14 protein-coding genes are annotated in these 15,850 nt (G+C 74.6%); 7 read left to right on the top strand and 7 right to left on the bottom strand.

The annotated features are described in order from the left end of the window. Positions 1–88: 88 nt before the first annotated feature. Positions 89–658 (bottom strand): DUF3000 domain-containing protein, encoded by a 570-nt coding sequence (locus tag AMK25_RS21270; RefSeq protein WP_073830157.1) that lies wholly within the window; start codon positions 656–658, stop codon positions 89–91. A 173-nt stretch (positions 659–831) separates the two neighbouring features. Between AMK25_RS21270 and hemE the strand changes: the two genes are divergently transcribed. From hemE to hemQ, 3 genes are read left to right on the top strand one after another with little or no spacing between them, the layout of a single operon-like run. Continuing rightward, positions 832–1,923 (top strand): uroporphyrinogen decarboxylase, encoded by a 1,092-nt coding sequence (gene hemE / locus AMK25_RS21265; RefSeq protein WP_198937617.1) that lies wholly within the window; start codon positions 832–834, stop codon positions 1,921–1,923. Positions 1,924–1,932: 9 nt separating this feature from the next. Beyond that, positions 1,933–3,342 (top strand): protoporphyrinogen oxidase, encoded by a 1,410-nt coding sequence (gene hemG / locus AMK25_RS21260; protein ID WP_073830155.1) that lies wholly within the window; start codon positions 1,933–1,935, stop codon positions 3,340–3,342. Next, on the top strand, positions 3,339–4,040 hold the full coding sequence (gene hemQ, locus AMK25_RS21255) for a hydrogen peroxide-dependent heme synthase (protein WP_073830154.1): 702 nt from the start codon (positions 3,339–3,341) through the stop codon (positions 4,038–4,040). The genes hemG and hemQ overlap by 4 nt, the downstream gene beginning before the upstream one ends. A 96-nt stretch (positions 4,041–4,136) precedes the next feature. Here hemQ and AMK25_RS21250 read toward each other — a convergent pair whose 3' ends face one another. The 4 genes from AMK25_RS21250 to AMK25_RS21235 form a co-directional block, all read right to left on the bottom strand. Then, the gene (locus AMK25_RS21250; RefSeq protein WP_073830153.1) at positions 4,137–5,237 is read right to left on the bottom strand and encodes a lytic polysaccharide monooxygenase auxiliary activity family 9 protein; all 1,101 of its coding nucleotides are present in this window, start codon (positions 5,235–5,237) and stop codon (positions 4,137–4,139) included. 105 nt (positions 5,238–5,342) lie between these two features. Further along, a complete protein-coding gene (locus AMK25_RS21245; RefSeq protein ID WP_073830152.1) occupies positions 5,343–5,786 on the bottom strand; it encodes a GNAT family N-acetyltransferase in 444 nt (147 codons plus the stop codon). Positions 5,787–5,879: 93 nt separating this feature from the next. Further along, positions 5,880–6,557: a hypothetical protein gene (locus tag AMK25_RS21240; RefSeq protein WP_073830151.1), complete on the bottom strand. Its 678-nt coding sequence runs from the start codon at positions 6,555–6,557 to the stop codon at positions 5,880–5,882. A gap of 54 nt (positions 6,558–6,611) precedes the next feature. After that, positions 6,612–6,872: a Prokaryotic metallothionein gene (locus AMK25_RS21235; RefSeq protein ID WP_073830150.1), complete on the bottom strand. Its 261-nt coding sequence runs from the start codon at positions 6,870–6,872 to the stop codon at positions 6,612–6,614. A gap of 155 nt (positions 6,873–7,027) precedes the next feature. Between AMK25_RS21235 and AMK25_RS21230 the strand changes: the two genes are divergently transcribed. Then, complete coding sequence (locus AMK25_RS21230; protein ID WP_030503018.1) at positions 7,028–7,303, top strand: isoamylase early set domain-containing protein; 276 nt, start codon at positions 7,028–7,030, stop codon at positions 7,301–7,303. An 8-nt stretch (positions 7,304–7,311) separates the two neighbouring features. Here the strand turns inward: AMK25_RS21230 and msrB are convergent, their stop codons facing one another. Then, complete coding sequence (msrB, locus tag AMK25_RS21225; RefSeq protein ID WP_030503019.1) at positions 7,312–7,722, bottom strand: peptide-methionine (R)-S-oxide reductase MsrB; 411 nt, start codon at positions 7,720–7,722, stop codon at positions 7,312–7,314. A gap of 47 nt (positions 7,723–7,769) precedes the next feature. Between msrB and ligD the strand changes: the two genes are divergently transcribed. Next, a complete protein-coding gene (gene ligD / locus AMK25_RS21220; RefSeq protein ID WP_073830149.1) occupies positions 7,770–8,795 on the top strand; it encodes a non-homologous end-joining DNA ligase in 1,026 nt (341 codons plus the stop codon). Positions 8,796–8,813: 18 nt separating this feature from the next. Here the strand turns inward: ligD and AMK25_RS21215 are convergent, their stop codons facing one another. Next, positions 8,814–9,659, bottom strand: coding sequence for a hypothetical protein (locus tag AMK25_RS21215; RefSeq protein ID WP_073830148.1), 846 nt, complete (start codon positions 9,657–9,659; stop codon positions 8,814–8,816). A 278-nt stretch (positions 9,660–9,937) separates the two neighbouring features. Between AMK25_RS21215 and AMK25_RS21210 the strand changes: the two genes are divergently transcribed. Both AMK25_RS21210 and AMK25_RS21205 read left to right on the top strand, forming a co-directional pair. Further along, a complete protein-coding gene (locus tag AMK25_RS21210) occupies positions 9,938–13,123 on the top strand; it encodes an FtsX-like permease family protein (protein WP_073830147.1) in 3,186 nt (1,061 codons plus the stop codon). Next, positions 13,120–15,849: an FtsX-like permease family protein gene (locus AMK25_RS21205; RefSeq protein ID WP_073830146.1), complete on the top strand. Its 2,730-nt coding sequence runs from the start codon at positions 13,120–13,122 to the stop codon at positions 15,847–15,849. The genes AMK25_RS21210 and AMK25_RS21205 overlap by 4 nt, the downstream gene beginning before the upstream one ends. The last annotated feature ends 1 nt before the right edge of the window (position 15,850 follow it).

The raw sequence follows: 15,850 nt of genomic DNA, 5'->3' as shown, positions 1-15,850 counted from the left end.
GCCGAGCGCGAACCGCCCCGGCCCGCCGCAACTGTCGTCGCGCGTGCGGCGACCCGTGTGCCGGTACGCGGCCCTCGCGAGCCGACGGTCAGGCGGCGCCGGCGGAGCGGCGGGGCAGCGCGGTGACGCCGGGCGGCGGCAGGCCGGCCGTCGAGGCCAGCAGCGTGCACCAGCCGAGCAGGTGCGGGCCCAGGTCGGCGCGCAGCGGCGTCCAGGAGGCGCGGATCTCGATGTCACCGGCGGCGGGCGGCCCGGCCAGCTCGCCGAACCGGGTGGAGAGCGTCTGGGTGACGGTGCCGCCGATCGCGCGGTGCCCGGCGCCCTGCACGTCCAGCGCGTCGGTCAGCCAGGTCCAGCCGACGCCCGGCAGCAGCGGGTCGCTGGCCAGGTCGACCTCAAGCTCGGCGGTGACGTACGTGACCAGCCGCAGCGTGCCCTGCCACGCCTCGTGGCCGGCCGGGTCGTGCAGCAGGATCAGGCGGCCGGTGGCCACCTCGTCGTCGTCGCGCATCACGGCGGCGGAGAGCGCGAACGCGAACGGGGCCAGCCGCTGCGGCGCGCCGACCTCCTCCAGGATGATCTCCGGGCGGGGTGTCACCGATCGCAGCCCCGCGACCGCGCGAGCGAACGTTTCCGGGAGCGCGATCGGGGGGGCCATGCGGGCAGCCTATGCCGCGCTCACCGTACGGCGCGCGACGGCGCGCCGGGTGATCGACGGTTAAGAAGGGGCCCTTCCTCTACCGGAGGCGTTAAGCGGGGGCCCTTCCTTCTACGTCACAAATGCGGACGGTGAGCGCGGGCGCCTGCCGGGGGCGTGGCACGATTGCCGCGATGACCACCGACACCACGGGCACTGCCGCCCGAGACGGAGAACCCCGCCGCGGCGGGCCGGCCGACTCGCCCTTCGTGCGCGCCTGCCGGCGCGAGCCGGGCCCGCACACCCCGGTCTGGTTCATGCGCCAGGCCGGCCGGTCGCTGCCGGAGTACCGCGAGATCCGGGCGAACGTGCCGATGCTGGAGTCCTGCCGCCGGCCGGACCTGGTCACCGAGATCACGCTGCAGCCGGTGCGCCGGCACGGCGTGGACGCGGCGATCCTGTTCAGCGACATCGTGGTGCCGGTCGCCGCGGCCGGTATCGACCTGGACATCGTGCCCGGCACCGGCCCGGTGGTGGCCGAGCCGATCCGTACCGCCGCCGACGTCGAGCGGATCACCCCGATCGGCCGCGACGAGGTGTCGTACGTGGACGAGGCGGTGCGCCAGCTCGTCGTCGAGCTGGGCGACACCCCGCTGATCGGCTTCGCCGGGGCCCCGTTCACGCTCGCCAGCTACCTGGTCGAGGGCGGGCCGTCGCGTACCCACGCCAAGACCAAGGCGCTGATGTACGGCGACCCGGACCTGTGGCACGCGCTGTGCTCCCGGCTGGCCGAGGTGACGCTGGCGTTCCTCCAGGTGCAGATCGAGGCCGGGGTGTCCGCGGTGCAGCTGTTCGACTCGTGGGCGGGCGCGCTCTCCGAGGCCGACTACCGCCGCTTCGTGCTGCCGCACTCCACGTACGTGCTGGGCGGGCTCGCTAACGCCGGCGTGCCGCGGATCCACTTCGGGGTGGGCACCGGCGAGCTGCTCGGCGCGATGGGCGAGGCCGGCGCCGACGTGGTGGGCGTGGACTGGCGTACGCCGCTGGACGTCGCCACCGGCCGGATCGGGCCGGACAAGGCGGTGCAGGGCAACCTGGACCCGGCCGTGCTGCTCGCGCCCTGGCCAGTGGTGGAGACCGAGGTGCGGCGCATCGTCGAGCAGGGCCGGGCCGCTCCCGGCCACGTGTTCAACCTCGGCCACGGCGTGCTGCCGGAGACCGACCCCGAGGTGCTGACCCGGGTGGTCGCGCTGGTGCACGAGCTGACCGCGCGACCGGAGCGCTAGGAGGAGACAGTGGTGCGACCGTGGCGGGTGGCGATCATCGGTGGCGGGATCACCGGGCTGGCCGCCGCCGTCCGGTTGCGCGACAGCGCTCCCGAGGGCACCGAGGTCACCGTGTACGAGCAGTCCGGCCGCCTCGGCGGCAAGCTGTTCACCGGTGAGCTGGCCGGCGGGCCGGTCGAGTTCGGCGCGGAGTCGTTCCTGATGCGCGACCCGGCCGGTGGCGAGTCGGCGGCGGTGACGCTGGCCCGGCGGCTCGGCCTGGCCGAGGAGATCGTGCACCCGACCGTCGGGCAGGCGGCCCTGCTCGTCGACGGCACGTTGCACCAGGTGCCGGGCGGCACGCTCGTCGGCGTACCCGGGGATCTGGAGAAGGTGGCGGCGGTGGCGCCGCCGGCCGCGGACGCCGACCGCGACGCGGGCGGGCCGCTGCTGGCCGACGGTGAGGACACCTCGGTCGGTGAGCTGGTCCGCAAGCGTCTCGGTGACGCGGTGGTGGACCGCCTCGTGGACCCGATGCTCGGCGGCGTGTACGCCGGGCGGGCCGACGACCTGTCGCTGGTCACCACGATGCCGGCGCTGGCCCGCGCGGCCCGCGCCGAGCACACGCTTGTCGGTGCGGTACGCGCCGCGCAGGCCGCCGCGCCGCGCGCGCCCGGCGCACCCGTCTTCGGCACTCTCGCCGGTGGGCTCAGCACGCTGGTCGAGGCGGCGGCGACGGCGAGCGGGGCGACGATCCGGCGGGGCGCCGCGGTACGCGAGCTGCGCCGCACCCCGGCCGGCTGGCGGCTCACCGTCGGGCCGACCCGCGACGCCGAGCACGTCGAGGTCGACGCGGTGCTGCTCGCGGTGCCGGCCCGCCCGGCCGCCCGGCTGCTCGCCGCCGCCGCGCCCGAGGCGGCCGACACGGTCGGCGCGCTCGACTACGCGAGCGTCGCCCTGATCACCCTGGCGCTGCCCGGCCCGGCCCTGCCGGAGCTGTCCGGCTTCCTGGTGCCGGCCGGCGAAGGGCTGACGATCAAGGCGTCCACGTTCTTCACCACCAAGTGGGGGCACCTGCGGCGGCCGGACGGGCTGGCGCTGGTGCGCGCCTCGGTGGGCCGGTGCGGCGACGAGACGTCGCTCCAGCTCACCGACGACGACCTGGCCGACGCGGTGCACCGGGAGCTGTCGGCGGTGCTCGGCGCGCCGCTGCCGGCTCCGGTGGCCCGGCACGTGCAGCGGTGGGGCGGCGCGCTGCCGCAGTACACGCCCGGGCACACCGCCCGGGTGGCGGCGGTCCGGGCGGCGCTGCGCGCCGCCCACCCGACGCTTGCAGTGGCCGGGGCCGGTTACGACGGCGTCGGCATCCCGGTGTGCGTCCGCTCCGGCGAGACGGCGGCCGAAGAGATCATCACGGCACTGGAAGGATCGGCAGCATGACCGAGCAGACCAACGCGGCGCGGCTGCGGGAGCTCAACGAGACCATCCGCTACACCATGTGGTCGGTGTACCGGGCCACCAGCCCGCTGCCGTCGCTGCGGGAGAACGTCGTCGACGAGGTCGAGTCGCTCTTTACCGAGGTGGCCGGCAAGGACGTCACGGTCCGGGGCACGTACGACGTGGCCGGGCTGCGCGCCGACGCCGACCTGATGATCTGGTGGCACTCGTCGTCCAGCGACGCGCTCCAGGACGCGTACCTGCGGTTCCGCCGCACCACGCTGGGCCGGGCGCTGACCCCGGTCTGGTCGCAGATGGCGCTGCACCGCCCGGCCGAGTTCAACAAGAGCCACATCCCGGCGTTCCTGAACGACGAACAGCCGCGCGCCTACCTGTGCGTCTACCCGTTCGTGCGCTCGTACGAGTGGTACCTGCTGCCCGACGCCGAGCGGCGCGAGCTGCTGGCCGAGCACGGCAAGATGGCCCGGGGCTACCCGGACGTGCGGGCCAACACGGTGGCGTCGTTCGCGCTCGGCGACTACGAGTGGATGCTCGCGTTCGAGGCCGACGAGCTGCACCGGATCGTGGACCTGATGCGTGACCTGCGCGCCTCCGGCGCCCGGCGGCACGTGCGGGAGGAGATCCCGTTCTACACCGGCCGCCGCCGTTCGGTTGCCGACATCGTCAACTGCCTGGTGTGAAAGGAAGGGCACCTTCTTAACGCCTGCGGTAGAGGAAGGGGCCCCGCTTAACACCCCAGCGGGTGTCGAGCAGGGCCCCGACCGGGAAGACAGCCGTCAGGCGGTCGTCGTGCAGGACACGATGCTGGGCACCAGGTTCGTCGCACCGGCCGAGCCGGTGAAGCCGAACGAGGTGCTCGCACCCGGCGCGAGTGAGCCGTTGTAGGCGGCGTTGCGTGCCGTCACCAGCGTTCCGCTCGTGGTGACAGTGGCGTTCCACGCCGAGCTGACCTGCTGGCCGTTCTGGTAGTTCCAGCTCACCGACCAGCCGCGGATCGGCGAGCCGCTGTTGTTCGTCACCTTCACGTCGGCCTGGAAGCCGCCGCCCCACGAACCGGTGATCGCGTACGTCGCGGTGCAGCCGCCGGCCGGGTTCGGCGTGGTCGGGGGCGGGCTGGTGGGCGGCGTGCTCGTCGGCGGCGTGCTGGTGGGCGGGGTGCTGGTCGGCGGGTTCGTCGGGCCGGACCCGCCGAAGTCCACGTCGCTGCACAGGTAGTAGGACTGGTCCAGGTGGCTGGCCTGCCAGATGGTGTAGACGATGTGCCGGCCGGTGCGGCCCGGCGCGTTCGCCGGGATCTGGATGGACACGCCGTCCACCTCACGCGTCCACTGGCTCGCAGGGGTGTTGCCGATCTGGCCGACCAGTTCCAGGTCGCTCCAGCGCAGCGGCGAGGTGAGAGCGTTGAAACCCTGCTTGGTCGCGTACACCCGGATGTAGTCGGCGCCGTGGCTGGCCTGGTCGAAGAACTTGACCCGGAAGTTGTTGGTGACCGGCACGGTCTTCCAGGCGCCGACGGTGTCGAGCGCGTTGTACCGGCCGCTCTGGGTGCGGCCGCCGCTGCACAGCTGCCCGTCCGGGATGGCGCCCTGGTGGTTGCCGGCCACGCCCTCGCGGAACAGGCCGTTCCAGTTCCACATGGCGTTCGGGTCGGCCTGCCACGCCTGCCAGCACATCGGGTCCTGGGTGGCCATGGCCGGGTTCTGGAAGTCACCGCCCCAGCGCTGCCAGCAGCTGTAGGCGCGCGAGGCCGGGTCGACAACCGACCCGTGCGCCGAGGCCGGGCCGGAGAACGCGGTGGTGAGCAGCGCCGCGACGACCGCGCAGACGGCGAGGATCGCCGCCGCGAGCGGTAACGGGCGGCGGTACGGAGTGGACATGGAAAGCCTCCGGGATGGGGTCGGTGCACGACGCCCGGACTGTCGGGAGTTGCCCTCTCCCGCGTGGCGGCTCCGCCCGCACGCTGCCACAAAAAGCGACAAACGTCAATGAGTCGGGTCGCGGCGCATCGGCGTGTGCGGGATGCCGTCCTCGACGTAGCCGGGGCCGTCGACCGTGAAACCGCAGCCCGCGTAGAAGCCCACGAGGTGGGTCTGCGCGTCGAGCACGCACGGCCGGTCACCCACCACCGCGAGGGCCTCGGCCATCAGCGCGCCGGCCAGGCCCGCGCCGCGGGCCGCCGGCGCCACCACCACCCGCCCGATCCGTGCCACGCCGCCGGGGTCGGCCAGGATCCGCAGGTACGCCACGACGGTGCCGTCGCTGGTCAGCCACAGGTGGCGGGTGCCGGGTTCGACGTCCCGGCCGTCCAGTTCCGGGTACGGGCAGGACTGCTCGACCACGAACACGTCGATGCGCAGCCGGAGCAGGTCGTGGAAGGTGCTGGTGTCCAGGTCGGCGAAGCCGGCCAGGTGGGACTCGACGGGCATCGGCCCAGGGTAGGTGGCGCGATTCCGGCCGGTCGTGCTCCCCCTGGCGCGACGCGTCGGCTCAGCGCACCGGGTTGGCGCGGCCCGTCGCGCTCAGCCCTTCGACGTGCGCAGCCCGGTTGCGGTGGCGGTGACGGCGCGTTCGAACCAGGTGCCGGTGTCGGCCGCCGAGCGGGTCCACACCCAGACGCACTGGGTCACCCGGCCCTGCTGGAGGCAGCCGTAACGGTGCGGGAAACGGGTGCCGTCGGACAGGGTCATGGTGGCCGACACCATCCGGCCCGGCACGCCCAGCCCGGCGGGCAGCTTCCCGGCGGTGTGTCCGCTGGTCACCTGGCCGTCCTCCTCGTCGCGCCCGCACGCCTCCAGCACGTCGAAAATTCGCCGCACCGCGTCCGCCGCGGTCGGCTCGTCCGGGTAGACCACCGTCTCCTGGGCGATCTCGACGAACTCGCCGGCCGGGGTGCCCTCCGGCGTGCCGAAGACCCGGGTCGACACGACGAGCCGCCGGTCGAGCAGGGGCAGCGGGCGACCACACACGACGCCGTCGGAGTCGAGCCGCTCGCTGGCGTACTCGGGACTCTCGGCCAGGCCGGCCAGGTTGCCGGTCGCCGCGTACCGGTCGCGCAGCGCCTCGGCGGCCCCGCCGTCGGTGGGCGAGGGCGCGACGAGGGCCGGATCGGGGGCGGCGGCGGGGGCGGGCTCGGTGGCGGGAGAGCAGCCGGCGAGGACGGCGACCAGGGCCGCCGTGATGATCAACCGTCGGGACACCGGAGGGATGCTAGACGGAGATCGACGCCTGTTGCGCCCCGGGGAGCGCTCGCGTCAGGCGGGGCGGGCGCCGACCGCGTCGTGTACCTCGGCGCCCTGCTCGCCCTCGACGGCGCGGGCGCAGTGGGCGCAGCAGAAGAAGCGGCCGGAGACCTCGACGCCGTGCCCGACGATCTTGATCTGGCAGTGCTCGCAGATGGGCGCCATCTTGTGTACCGCGCACTCGAAGCAGTCGAACGTGTGCCGCGCCCCGTCGACGGTGCGCACCTCGAACGCCATCCAGTAGTCGTTACCGCAAACCTCGCAGGTTGCCATGCGAAACCCCCCGAAAACGGACCTGTCATCCGAGAGTCGCGCAGACGACACCATCGGGCAACCGGAACGGGCGAACCTGATCCGGCCCTACGGCGAGTCGCTCCCGGCGTGTCGCGCGTTGACTGATGTGACCGCCGAAAATCCCCGGAGGATTCGTGATCAAGCGCAACAAGCTCTTCGGCAACCAGACCCGGGTGACGTTCTCGCTGCCCCGGGACACCCCGGCCGGCACGGTGAGCGTGGTCGGCTGCTTCAACGGGTGGGAGCCCGGCCGGCACGAGCTGGTGCCGCGTCGCGACGGCACCCGTACCGTGACGGTCCGGTTGAAGCCGGGGGAGTACCGCTTCCGCTACCTGGCCACCGGCGGCGTCTGGCTGGACGACGAGGCCGCCGACCGGGTGGACGAGGCCGGCGGCCTGCTGCGGCTGTGACGCCGCCGTCAGCCGGCGCTGGGCTCCAGCCGCACCGAGATCGAGTTGACGCAGTGCCGGGTGTCCTTCGGGGTGAAACCCTCACCCTCGAAGACGTGCCCGAGGTGGCTGTCGCAGCGCGCGCAGCGGATCTCGATGCGGCGCATCCCGAGCGTGTTGTCCGGGATCTCCTTGACCGCGCCCGGGATGGCGTCGTCGAAGCTCGGCCACCCGCAGTGCGAGTCGAACTTGTCCTCGCTGCGGAACAGTTCCAGCCCGCAGGCCCGGCAGTGGTAGACGCCGGGGGTCTTGGTGTCGACGTACTCACCGGTCCAGGGCGCCTCGGTGCCGGCCTCGCGGAGCACCCGGAACTCCTCGGGGCTCAGCCGCACGCGCCATTCGTCCTCGGTACGGGGCAGTTCGTTGTCGGAAAGACTCACCCCTTCACGGTACGTCGGCTGTCGGTGGCATCGCATATGGTCGCGTGATGGCGGGCAAGGGCACGGTCGAGGAGATCGAGGTAGCCGGGCACACGGTGCGGCTGAGCAGCCCCGACCGGGTGATCTTCCCCCAGCAGGGCTTCACCAAGGCCGACGTCTTCCGCTACTACCTGGCCGTCGGCGATGGGATCATGCGCGCCCTGCGGGACCGGCCGACCACGCTCCAGCGCTTCCCCGACGGCATCGAGGGGGAGATGTTCTTCCAGAAGCGGGTGCCGCAGCGGGGCGTACCCCCGTGGGTGCGCACCGCGCAGATCGCATTCCCCAGCGGCCGCAAGGCCGACGAGCTGTGCCCGGCCGACCTGGCGCACGTGGCCTGGGCGGCGCAGATGGGCACCGTGGTGTTCCACCCGTGGCCGGTGCGCGCCGCCGACACCGACCGCCCCGACGAGCTGCGCGTCGACCTCGATCCGCAGCCGGGCACCGACTTCGCCGACGCGGTGACCGCCGCCGGTGAGCTGCGCGGCCTGCTGGACGAGCTGGGCGTGCCCGGCTGGCCGAAGACCTCCGGTGGCCGGGGCGTGCACGTCTACCTGCGCATCCAGCCGCGCTGGACGTTCGTGGAGGTACGCCGCGCCACCATCGCGCTGGCCCGCGAGCTGGAACGACGCCGCCCCGAGCTGGTCACCACCGCCTGGTGGAAGGAGGAACGGGGCGAACGGGTCTTCGTCGACTTCAACCAGACGGCGCGGGACCGCACCATCGCCTGCGCGTACTCGCTGCGCGCCAACGCCCGCGCCACCGTCTCCACCCCCGTCGACTGGGACGAGCTACCAGAGGTCGACCCGGACGACTTCCACCTGGGCACGGTGCCGGCCCGGTTCGCCGAGCGCGGCGATCCGCACGCCGGCATCGACGACGCCCCGTGGGACATCACGCCCCTGCTGGAGTGGGCCGAGCGGGATGCCGCAGACGGGCTGGGCGACATGCCGTACCCGCCGGAGTACCCGAAGATGCCCGGCGAGCCGAAGCGGGTCCAGCCGTCCAAGGACCGCGACCGCCCCCGCCCCTGACGCCCGGGTGACCACGGCTCAGGCGGGCGCGGTGAGCATGCTCCGGACCGAAGCGACGATGTGCCGGGGACGGCGGTAGAGGTCGGTGGCGGTGTAGACCCGCATGCGCCAGCCGTGCTCGGCCAGCCAGTTGAGCCGGGACCGATCGTGGTGCAGCCTGCCGGGGTCGAGGTGGGAACGGCCGTCGTACTCGACGCCGATGCGCCGGTCGCGATAGCCCAGGTCGAGGCGATAGATCAGGTTTCCGTCCTCGTCGGGAACCCACAGCTGCGGTTCCGGCGGAGGTAGCCCGCCGTCGATCAGCAACAGGCGCAACTGGCTCTCCTGCCGGCACTCCGGGCGCGGGTCGGCGAGCGCGACGAGTTGCCCCGCCTGTCGTACTCCCCGCAGGCCGACGTGCCAGGCCACCTCGGTGAGCAGGTCCTCGCGGCGGCAGGCGCCGGCGCGGAGGCAGAGGTCCAGCACCGGCAGCGCGTCCGCCCGCCGGATCACCCGGGCCAGGTCCACGGCGCAGCGGGCGGCCGGCGCGCAGGGGATGCCGGCAATCTCCACCGCGTCCGGCACCGGCAGTACCGTCTGATGCGTCGCCACGCCCTGGATCCGCCGTGCGCTCACGCCGGGCGGCACGATCACGTGCACCCGGTCGTCGGTCACCGCCCCGAACCGGTGCAGTCGCGCGCCGGTGTGGAACCCCGCGACGGTTCCCGGCGGCAACCGCCGGAACAGGGCGCGCAACCGGTCCGTCTCGTCGTCGGCGTACCCGTAGACACCACGGGACAGCCGCCCCAGCCGCCCCGCCTCCACCTGGTGCCGGACCGCCCCACGACTCACCCCACCCGCCAGCAACTCCCCGTACCGCCACACCCCCTCACCCTCCCGCCTCAACCCTCAAAATCCGCCCCTGTGGACAGCCGCGCACCCGCGCCGTCGATCTTGGAGTTGTGGTCGTTCCCAAAAGCCGCATAGACGTCATTCGAGGCGCCACAACTCCAAGATCGACGGGGTGGGGCGGGGAGGTGGCGGCGGGGGTGGAGGAAGGGCGGAGGGGGACCGATAACGATCATGTAACGGGCGCGAACCTTTTCGTGGGTGTCACTGCTCTCTCTCGGCATCGGCCCGCCGGGGCCAGGAGAGGACGTCGGATGAAGCTGGTGTGGAGGCGGGCGGTAGAGGCCCGTGGGCTGCTGCTCGCCGCCGCTGTCGCGGCACTCGTCGCGGTCGCGTTGGTCACCGGGCTCTCCGACTACAACCGCCGGGCGGTGGACGCGGGCGCCCGGGCGGTGCTCGACGCCGCCCCGGCGGAGGAGCGCAGCCTGCTGATCAGCGGCTCCGGCGGGGCGGACGCCGCCGCGTACGCCGAGCGGGACCGGGCGGTACGGGCGCAGTTCGCCAACGGGCTGGGCGGGGCGCCGGTCACGGTGGCCGGGGTCCGCTCCGGCACCGGGCGGGAGCTGACCGGTGACGTGGGCGCCGCCCGCACCGACGACGACCCGATGTTCGCCAACCTGGCCACGCTCGACGAACTGCCGGCGCACGCCGAGCTGACCGCCGGGGCGTGGCCGGTGCCCGGCAGCAACCCGCTGCAGGTGACGCTGCCGGAGAAGGTGGCCGCGCAACTCAGCTTGGAGGTCGGCGAGCGGGTGCCGCTGTACGACCGGGGCGCGGAGCGGGCCAGCACGGTGGTGGTGGCTGGCACGTGGCGGCCCCGGGACGCGACCGAGGCGTACTGGCGGCTCGCCCCGGGGGTGGGGGAGAGCCAGGGCGACGCGGAGGTCACGTCGTACGGGCCGTTCGCGCTCGACCCGGCCGACTTCGCCCGTACCTTCCCCGGCTCCACCTCGGCGGCCTGGCTGGTGGACCCCGACCTGGTGGCCGTCGAACCGGCCCGGTTGCCGGCCGTGACCACAGCGCTGAACGAGATCACCGAGCGGCTGCCCGAGGCGACCGGCCTGGGCTCCTCGACGCAGCAGGTCAGCCACCTGGACCGGCTGGTGGACCGGCTCGGCCGGGCCGACCTGGTGGGCCGCTCCGCGCTGCTCACCCCGCTGCTGCTGATCGTCGTGCTCGGCGGGTACGCGCTGGTGCTGGTGGCTGCGCTGCTCAACGAGGACCGGCGGGCGCAGACCGCGCTGCTGCGGGCCCGGGGCGCGGCGCGCCGGCAGATCGCCGGATTCGCCGCACGCGAGGCCACGCTCGTGGTGGCGCCGGCGCTGCTGCTGGCCCCGGCGCTGACCGGGCAGGCGGTCCGGTATCTCGGCGCGGACCTGCGGCTGGCCGACGGCGACCTGGCCCGGGTCTGGGTGGTCGCGGTGGGCGCGGCGGTCGGCTGCCTGCTCGCCATGGTGCTGCCGGCGTTGCGCCGGGCCGGCACCTACGTCGCCGACATGGCGGCCCGGTCCCGCCCGTCCCGCAGCGCTGCCGTGCAGCGCGCCAGCGTGGACGTGGTGCTGGTGGCGCTCGCCGTGCTCGCCTGGACCCAGTTGCGGCAGTACTCCTCGCCGCTCGCGGGCGCGAACGGCAGCCTCGGCATCGACCCGCTGCTGGCCGCCGCGCCCACCATCGGCGTGCTGGCCGGCGCGGTGATCGCGCTGCGGCTGCTGCCGCCGACCACCCGGATCGCGGAACGCTTCGTCGACCGCCGACCCTGGAACGCCACCATGTTCGGCATGTGGCAGGCGGGCCGCCGCCCGCACGCCGGCCCGGTGCTGCTGCTCGCGCTCGCCGTCGGCGGCAGCACGCTCGCGTGGTCGCTCGTCGCCTCCTGGGAACGCTCGCAGCGCGACCAGTCGCAGCACACGGTCGGCACGGACCTGCGGCTGACCGAACGGGACGGCACCGCCCCGGCCGACCGGGCCGCCCAGCTGGCCGCCGTGCCCGGGATCGACCGGGTGCTGCCCGCCTGGCGCGACGACGTGCGCCTGGGCCGCGAGGCCCGGCCGGCAACAGTGGTGGCCCTCGACGCCGCCGCCGCGAAGGGGATGATCCGGCTCGACGACGCCGACGGCGGGGCGTCCACCGGGGCCCTGCTGGACCGGCTCGCCGACGGCCGGGCCGACCCGGTCGGCGGTGTCCTGCCGGCCGGGGCGAAGACCTTCTCCGGCACCGTCCGCACGCCCGTGGAGAGCATGTACGACCGGCCGCGCGTAGCGGTGACCGCGCTGTTCGCCACCGACGCCGGGGCCACCTGGCGGGTCCGGCTGGCCGAGGCCGGCGGCGAGGGACGGCCGGTGCGCTTCTCCGTGCCGCTGCCCGACACCGGTGGCGCCCCGCTGCGTCTGACCGGTTTCGAGGCCGATGGCGGCGACGCCACCGGCAGCTCGTACCGGCTGCTGCTCAGCGACATGCGGCTCACCGACGGCGGCGGCGCTGCGCTGCCGTTGCCGGTGGAGGGGGCCTGGCGGGTGATCGACCCGGGCAGCGGGCCGCGCCGGGACGCCCGGGCCACGCCCACCGAGGTGGACGCGACGCAGGGCTTCGACGTGCCCGCAGGGTTGTTGCAGTTCGCCCGGGTGCCGTCGTCCCGGTTCGCCGTGGTGCCCATGGCCGAGGACCCGCCGGTGCCGGTGCTGATCACACCGGGTGTCGCCGCCGCGCTGAGCGTGCAGACCGGTGACACCGTCAAGCTGTCGGTCTCCGAGGTGACGGTGGAGGCCACTGTGGTCGGCCAGGTCGCCGCGATCCCCGGCACCGGGGGCGACGGCGTGCTGCTGGACCTGCCCACCGCCGGCGCCCAGTTGCTGGAGCGCAGCGGAGGCGTGCGGCCGGTGGCCGAGTGGTGGCTGCGTACCACGCCGGGCGGGCATGCCGCCGCGACCGAGGCCCTCGCCACTGTCGGCGGCACGGTGCTGCTGGACCGGCAGCGCGTGGCGGAGGAGGCCGCGGGGGACCCGTACTGGCAGGGCGCCCGCACCGGGCTGCTCGCCGCCGCGCTCGGGTCGGTGCTGCTGGCGCTGGTCGGCCTGGCGGTCGACGTGTGGGCCACCACCCGGCGGCGGCTCACCGAACTGGCCGTGTTCAACACGCTCGGCGCGAACACCCGGCTGCTGGCCCGCGCCTACCTCGCCGAGCAGGGTTTCCTGGCTGCGATCGGAGTCGGCGTCGGGCTGCTGGTCGGCGCCCTCGTCGCGGCCACCATGGTGCCGCTTGTGATCCTCACCCCGGCCGCCGGACGGCCGGTGCCCGAGGCGGTCTTCACAGTGCCCTGGGTGCCGATCGGGGCGACCGCCGCCGGGCTGCTGCTCGCCGCGCTCGCCTTCGCCGCCGTCATCACCACCGGCATCCGCCAGCGGGTCGCCGCCGCGCAGCTCCGGATCGGAGGAGAACGATGAGCCTTCCTGGTGCCGCGCGCCGGGTCCGCGCATACGGGGGGCAGTTCCTGCTGCTCGCCGTCCTGACCCTGGTGACCGCGCTGTTGATCACGGGCGTGCCCCGGGTGGCCGACCGGCTGACCGGGCAGGGGCTCACCGAGTACGTCGCCGGTCAGCCGGTGGCCCGCCGGGACCTCACGTACAGCACCGCGCCGGACGTCGTGCCCGCCTCGGAGCAGCCCGTCGTCGCCAGCCGGGGAGCCCTGCTCGCGGCGGTCGAGGAGAAGATGCCCGCCGAGGTGCGCGACACGATCGGCGAGCGCTGGTTCGCGGCGCAGACCGTACCCGGGCGGTTGCGCGGTCCGACCCTGAGCGACGACAAAGGGCTGATCGACCTGCACCTGCGCGCCGGCACCGGCATCCGGGAGGCGGCCACCCTGGTCGACGGGCGGTGGCCGGAACGCGGCGTCACCCCGGCCGGCGCGATCGAGGTGACGCTCGCCGAGACGATCGCCACCACGCTGGGCGTCGCGGCCGGCGACCGGTTCCGCCTCTCGCTGCTGGACGGCGACAACAACGTGCTCAACTCCCGCCCGGTCGACCTGGTCGGCGTGTGGCGGCCGAACGACCCGGCCGGCGGTGTCTGGGACACGCTGCCGTCGATGCTGAAGCTCAGCCCGCCCGAAGGCGACGGCGACCCGTTCGTAGCAGTCGCGTACACCGCCGACGCGGGCCTGAACTCGATCACCGCCCGGAAGTGGCCGGTGACCTTCGGCTGGCGGTACCGGATCGCCCCGGACCGGCTCGAAGCGGGCCGCCTCGACGCGTTGATCGCCGGTGTCGACGGGCTGGAACGGGCCCTGCCCACCGAGGTCAAGATGACCCTCAGCCAGGGCGCGGACATCCCGCTGCGGCGCTTCGCCGACTCGCTCGCCGCCGCGCGTACCCTGCTCGCGGTCATCGCCGCCGGGCTGCTCGCCACGCTGGCCGGGCTGACGCTGCTGGCCGCCCGGCTGGCCGCGCGCCGCCGCCGCGCCGAGTTCCACCTGATCCGGGCGCGCGGCGGCTCGACAGGTGACGTGCTGCGTCGCGGTCTGGCCGAGTCGGTGCTGGTGCTGCCGGCCGCGGCCGGGATCGGCTGGCTGCTCGGTGGGCTGCTGCCCGGCACCGGGTCGCCGTGGCTCTGGGTGCTGATCGCCGGGCTGCTGGCCACGCTGCTGCCGCCACTCGCCGCGCTCGCTGTCGGCCGCCGCGCCGGTGGCCGCTCCGACCTCGGCGGCCGGTCGCCCGCCGTCCGGCTCACCGTCGAGGTAGCGGTGCTCGGGCTCGCCGTGCTCGGCGCGTTCCTGCTGCGCCGACGCGGGCTCACCGCCGGCTCGGTGGATCCGCTGCTGGTGTCCGTGCCGGTGCTGCTGGCGATCGCGGCGGCGCTGGTGGCGCTGCGCGCGTACCCCTGGCCGTTGCGGCTGCTCAGCCGCGTCGCCGCCCGGGCGCGCGGCAGCGTCGCGTTCCTCGGCGCCGCCCGCGCGGGCCGGGCCGCGAGCACCGGGCCGCTGGTCGTGGTGGTGCTGGCCGTGGCCACCGCCGCGTTCTGCGGCGTGGTGGCGACCGGCATCGAGACCGGCCGGGACACCGCCGCCGCCCAGGCCGTGCCGGGTGACCTGCTGGTACGCGGGGAGCGCTTCGCGCCGGACACCGCGGAGAGACTGGCTGAGCTGCCCGGGGTACGCGCGGTCGCGCCGCTGCTCACGGTGCCGGCCGAGCGCCCGTACGCCGACCGTGCCGGCCGCCCCGCGCCGATCACCGAGCTGCGCGTGGTGCTCGTGGACGGGGAGCGGTTCGCCGAGGTGGCGCGCCGGGCCGGCGTACCGGTGAGCGTGCCCGACCCGCTGCGGGCCGGCGCCGACGGGAGTACGCCGCTGCCGGCGCTGGTGTCCCCGGCGGTCGCCGACGAGCTGGCCGACGCCGGGCTCGCCGACGCCCGGGGCGAACGCCCCGCCTGGCTGGACGTGCAGGGCAACCGGCTGCCGGTGCGCACCGCCGCCACTGTCGACGATTTCGCGCTTGTCGACAAGGGCGTACGCCGGTTCGTGGTGCTGCCGTGGCCGGCGTTGCCGGCGGACGCGCCGCATCAGCTCGCGCCCACCGGCTTCGTGCTGGCCGGCGCGGGCGTGGACGCGGCCGAGGTGGACCGGGTCGCGCGTGAGGGGCAGAACCGCTACCTGCGTATCGGCGGGGTCGGCACCGGGGACAAGGCCCGCGCGCCGGAGGTGACGGCCCGCTCGGCCGTCCGCGCCGACCTGGGCGGCACCGGCGTGAACGGCCTGCTGGTGTTCGGCTTCGCGCTCGGCGCCGGGGGCGGCGCGGTGCTGGGGCTGCTCGGGCTCGCGCTCGCGGTGCTCGCCGGGGCGCGCTCGCGCGGGCAGGTGCTGTCCCGGCTGCGCACCATGGGCCTGTCCCGCCGGCAGTGGCGCGGCATGCTGATGGTCGAGCTGACCCCGCTGGTGCTGGTGTCGGTGCTCACCGGCGCGGTGGTCGGCGCGTTGCTGCCGCTGCTGCTCACGCCGGTGCTCGGGTTGCCCGCGTTCACCGGCGGCGTCGACGTACGCCCACAGTTCGAACCCGGCCTGGTCGCCGGGGTGTCGGTCCTGGCCATGGTGGCCCTGGGCTTCGCGATCGCCGTGGAGGCCGTGAACAACCGCCGGATGCGCCTCGGTGAGGTGCTGCGGCTCGGAGAGGAGAGCTGAG

The organism is Micromonospora sp. TSRI0369 (genome assembly GCF_001905625.1).
GTDB lineage: Bacteria > Actinomycetota > Actinomycetes > Mycobacteriales > Micromonosporaceae > Micromonospora > Micromonospora echinospora_A.
The sequence above is the reverse complement of the archived record's forward strand: the minus strand, read 5'-3'. Positions and strand labels throughout refer to the sequence as shown.

Excerpts from the sequence above, each read along its gene's own strand:
- AMK25_RS21245 (WP_073830152.1), bottom strand. The coding sequence starts at position 5,786 with ATGCCCGTCGAGTCCCACCTGGCCGGCTTCGCCGACCTGGACACCAGC.
- AMK25_RS21205 (WP_073830146.1), top strand. The coding sequence starts at position 13,120 with ATGAGCCTTCCTGGTGCCGCGCGCCGGGTCCGCGCATACGGGGGGCAG.
- AMK25_RS21210 (WP_073830147.1), top strand. The coding sequence starts at position 9,938 with ATGAAGCTGGTGTGGAGGCGGGCGGTAGAGGCCCGTGGGCTGCTGCTC.
- hemE (WP_198937617.1), top strand. The coding sequence starts at position 832 with ATGACCACCGACACCACGGGCACTGCCGCCCGAGACGGAGAACCCCGC.
- ligD (WP_073830149.1), top strand. The coding sequence starts at position 7,770 with ATGGCGGGCAAGGGCACGGTCGAGGAGATCGAGGTAGCCGGGCACACG.
- hemQ (WP_073830154.1), top strand. The coding sequence starts at position 3,339 with ATGACCGAGCAGACCAACGCGGCGCGGCTGCGGGAGCTCAACGAGACC.
- AMK25_RS21270 (WP_073830157.1), bottom strand. The coding sequence starts at position 658 with ATGGCCCCCCCGATCGCGCTCCCGGAAACGTTCGCTCGCGCGGTCGCG.
- AMK25_RS21250 (WP_073830153.1), bottom strand. The coding sequence starts at position 5,237 with ATGTCCACTCCGTACCGCCGCCCGTTACCGCTCGCGGCGGCGATCCTC.
- AMK25_RS21235 (WP_073830150.1), bottom strand. The coding sequence starts at position 6,872 with ATGGCAACCTGCGAGGTTTGCGGTAACGACTACTGGATGGCGTTCGAG.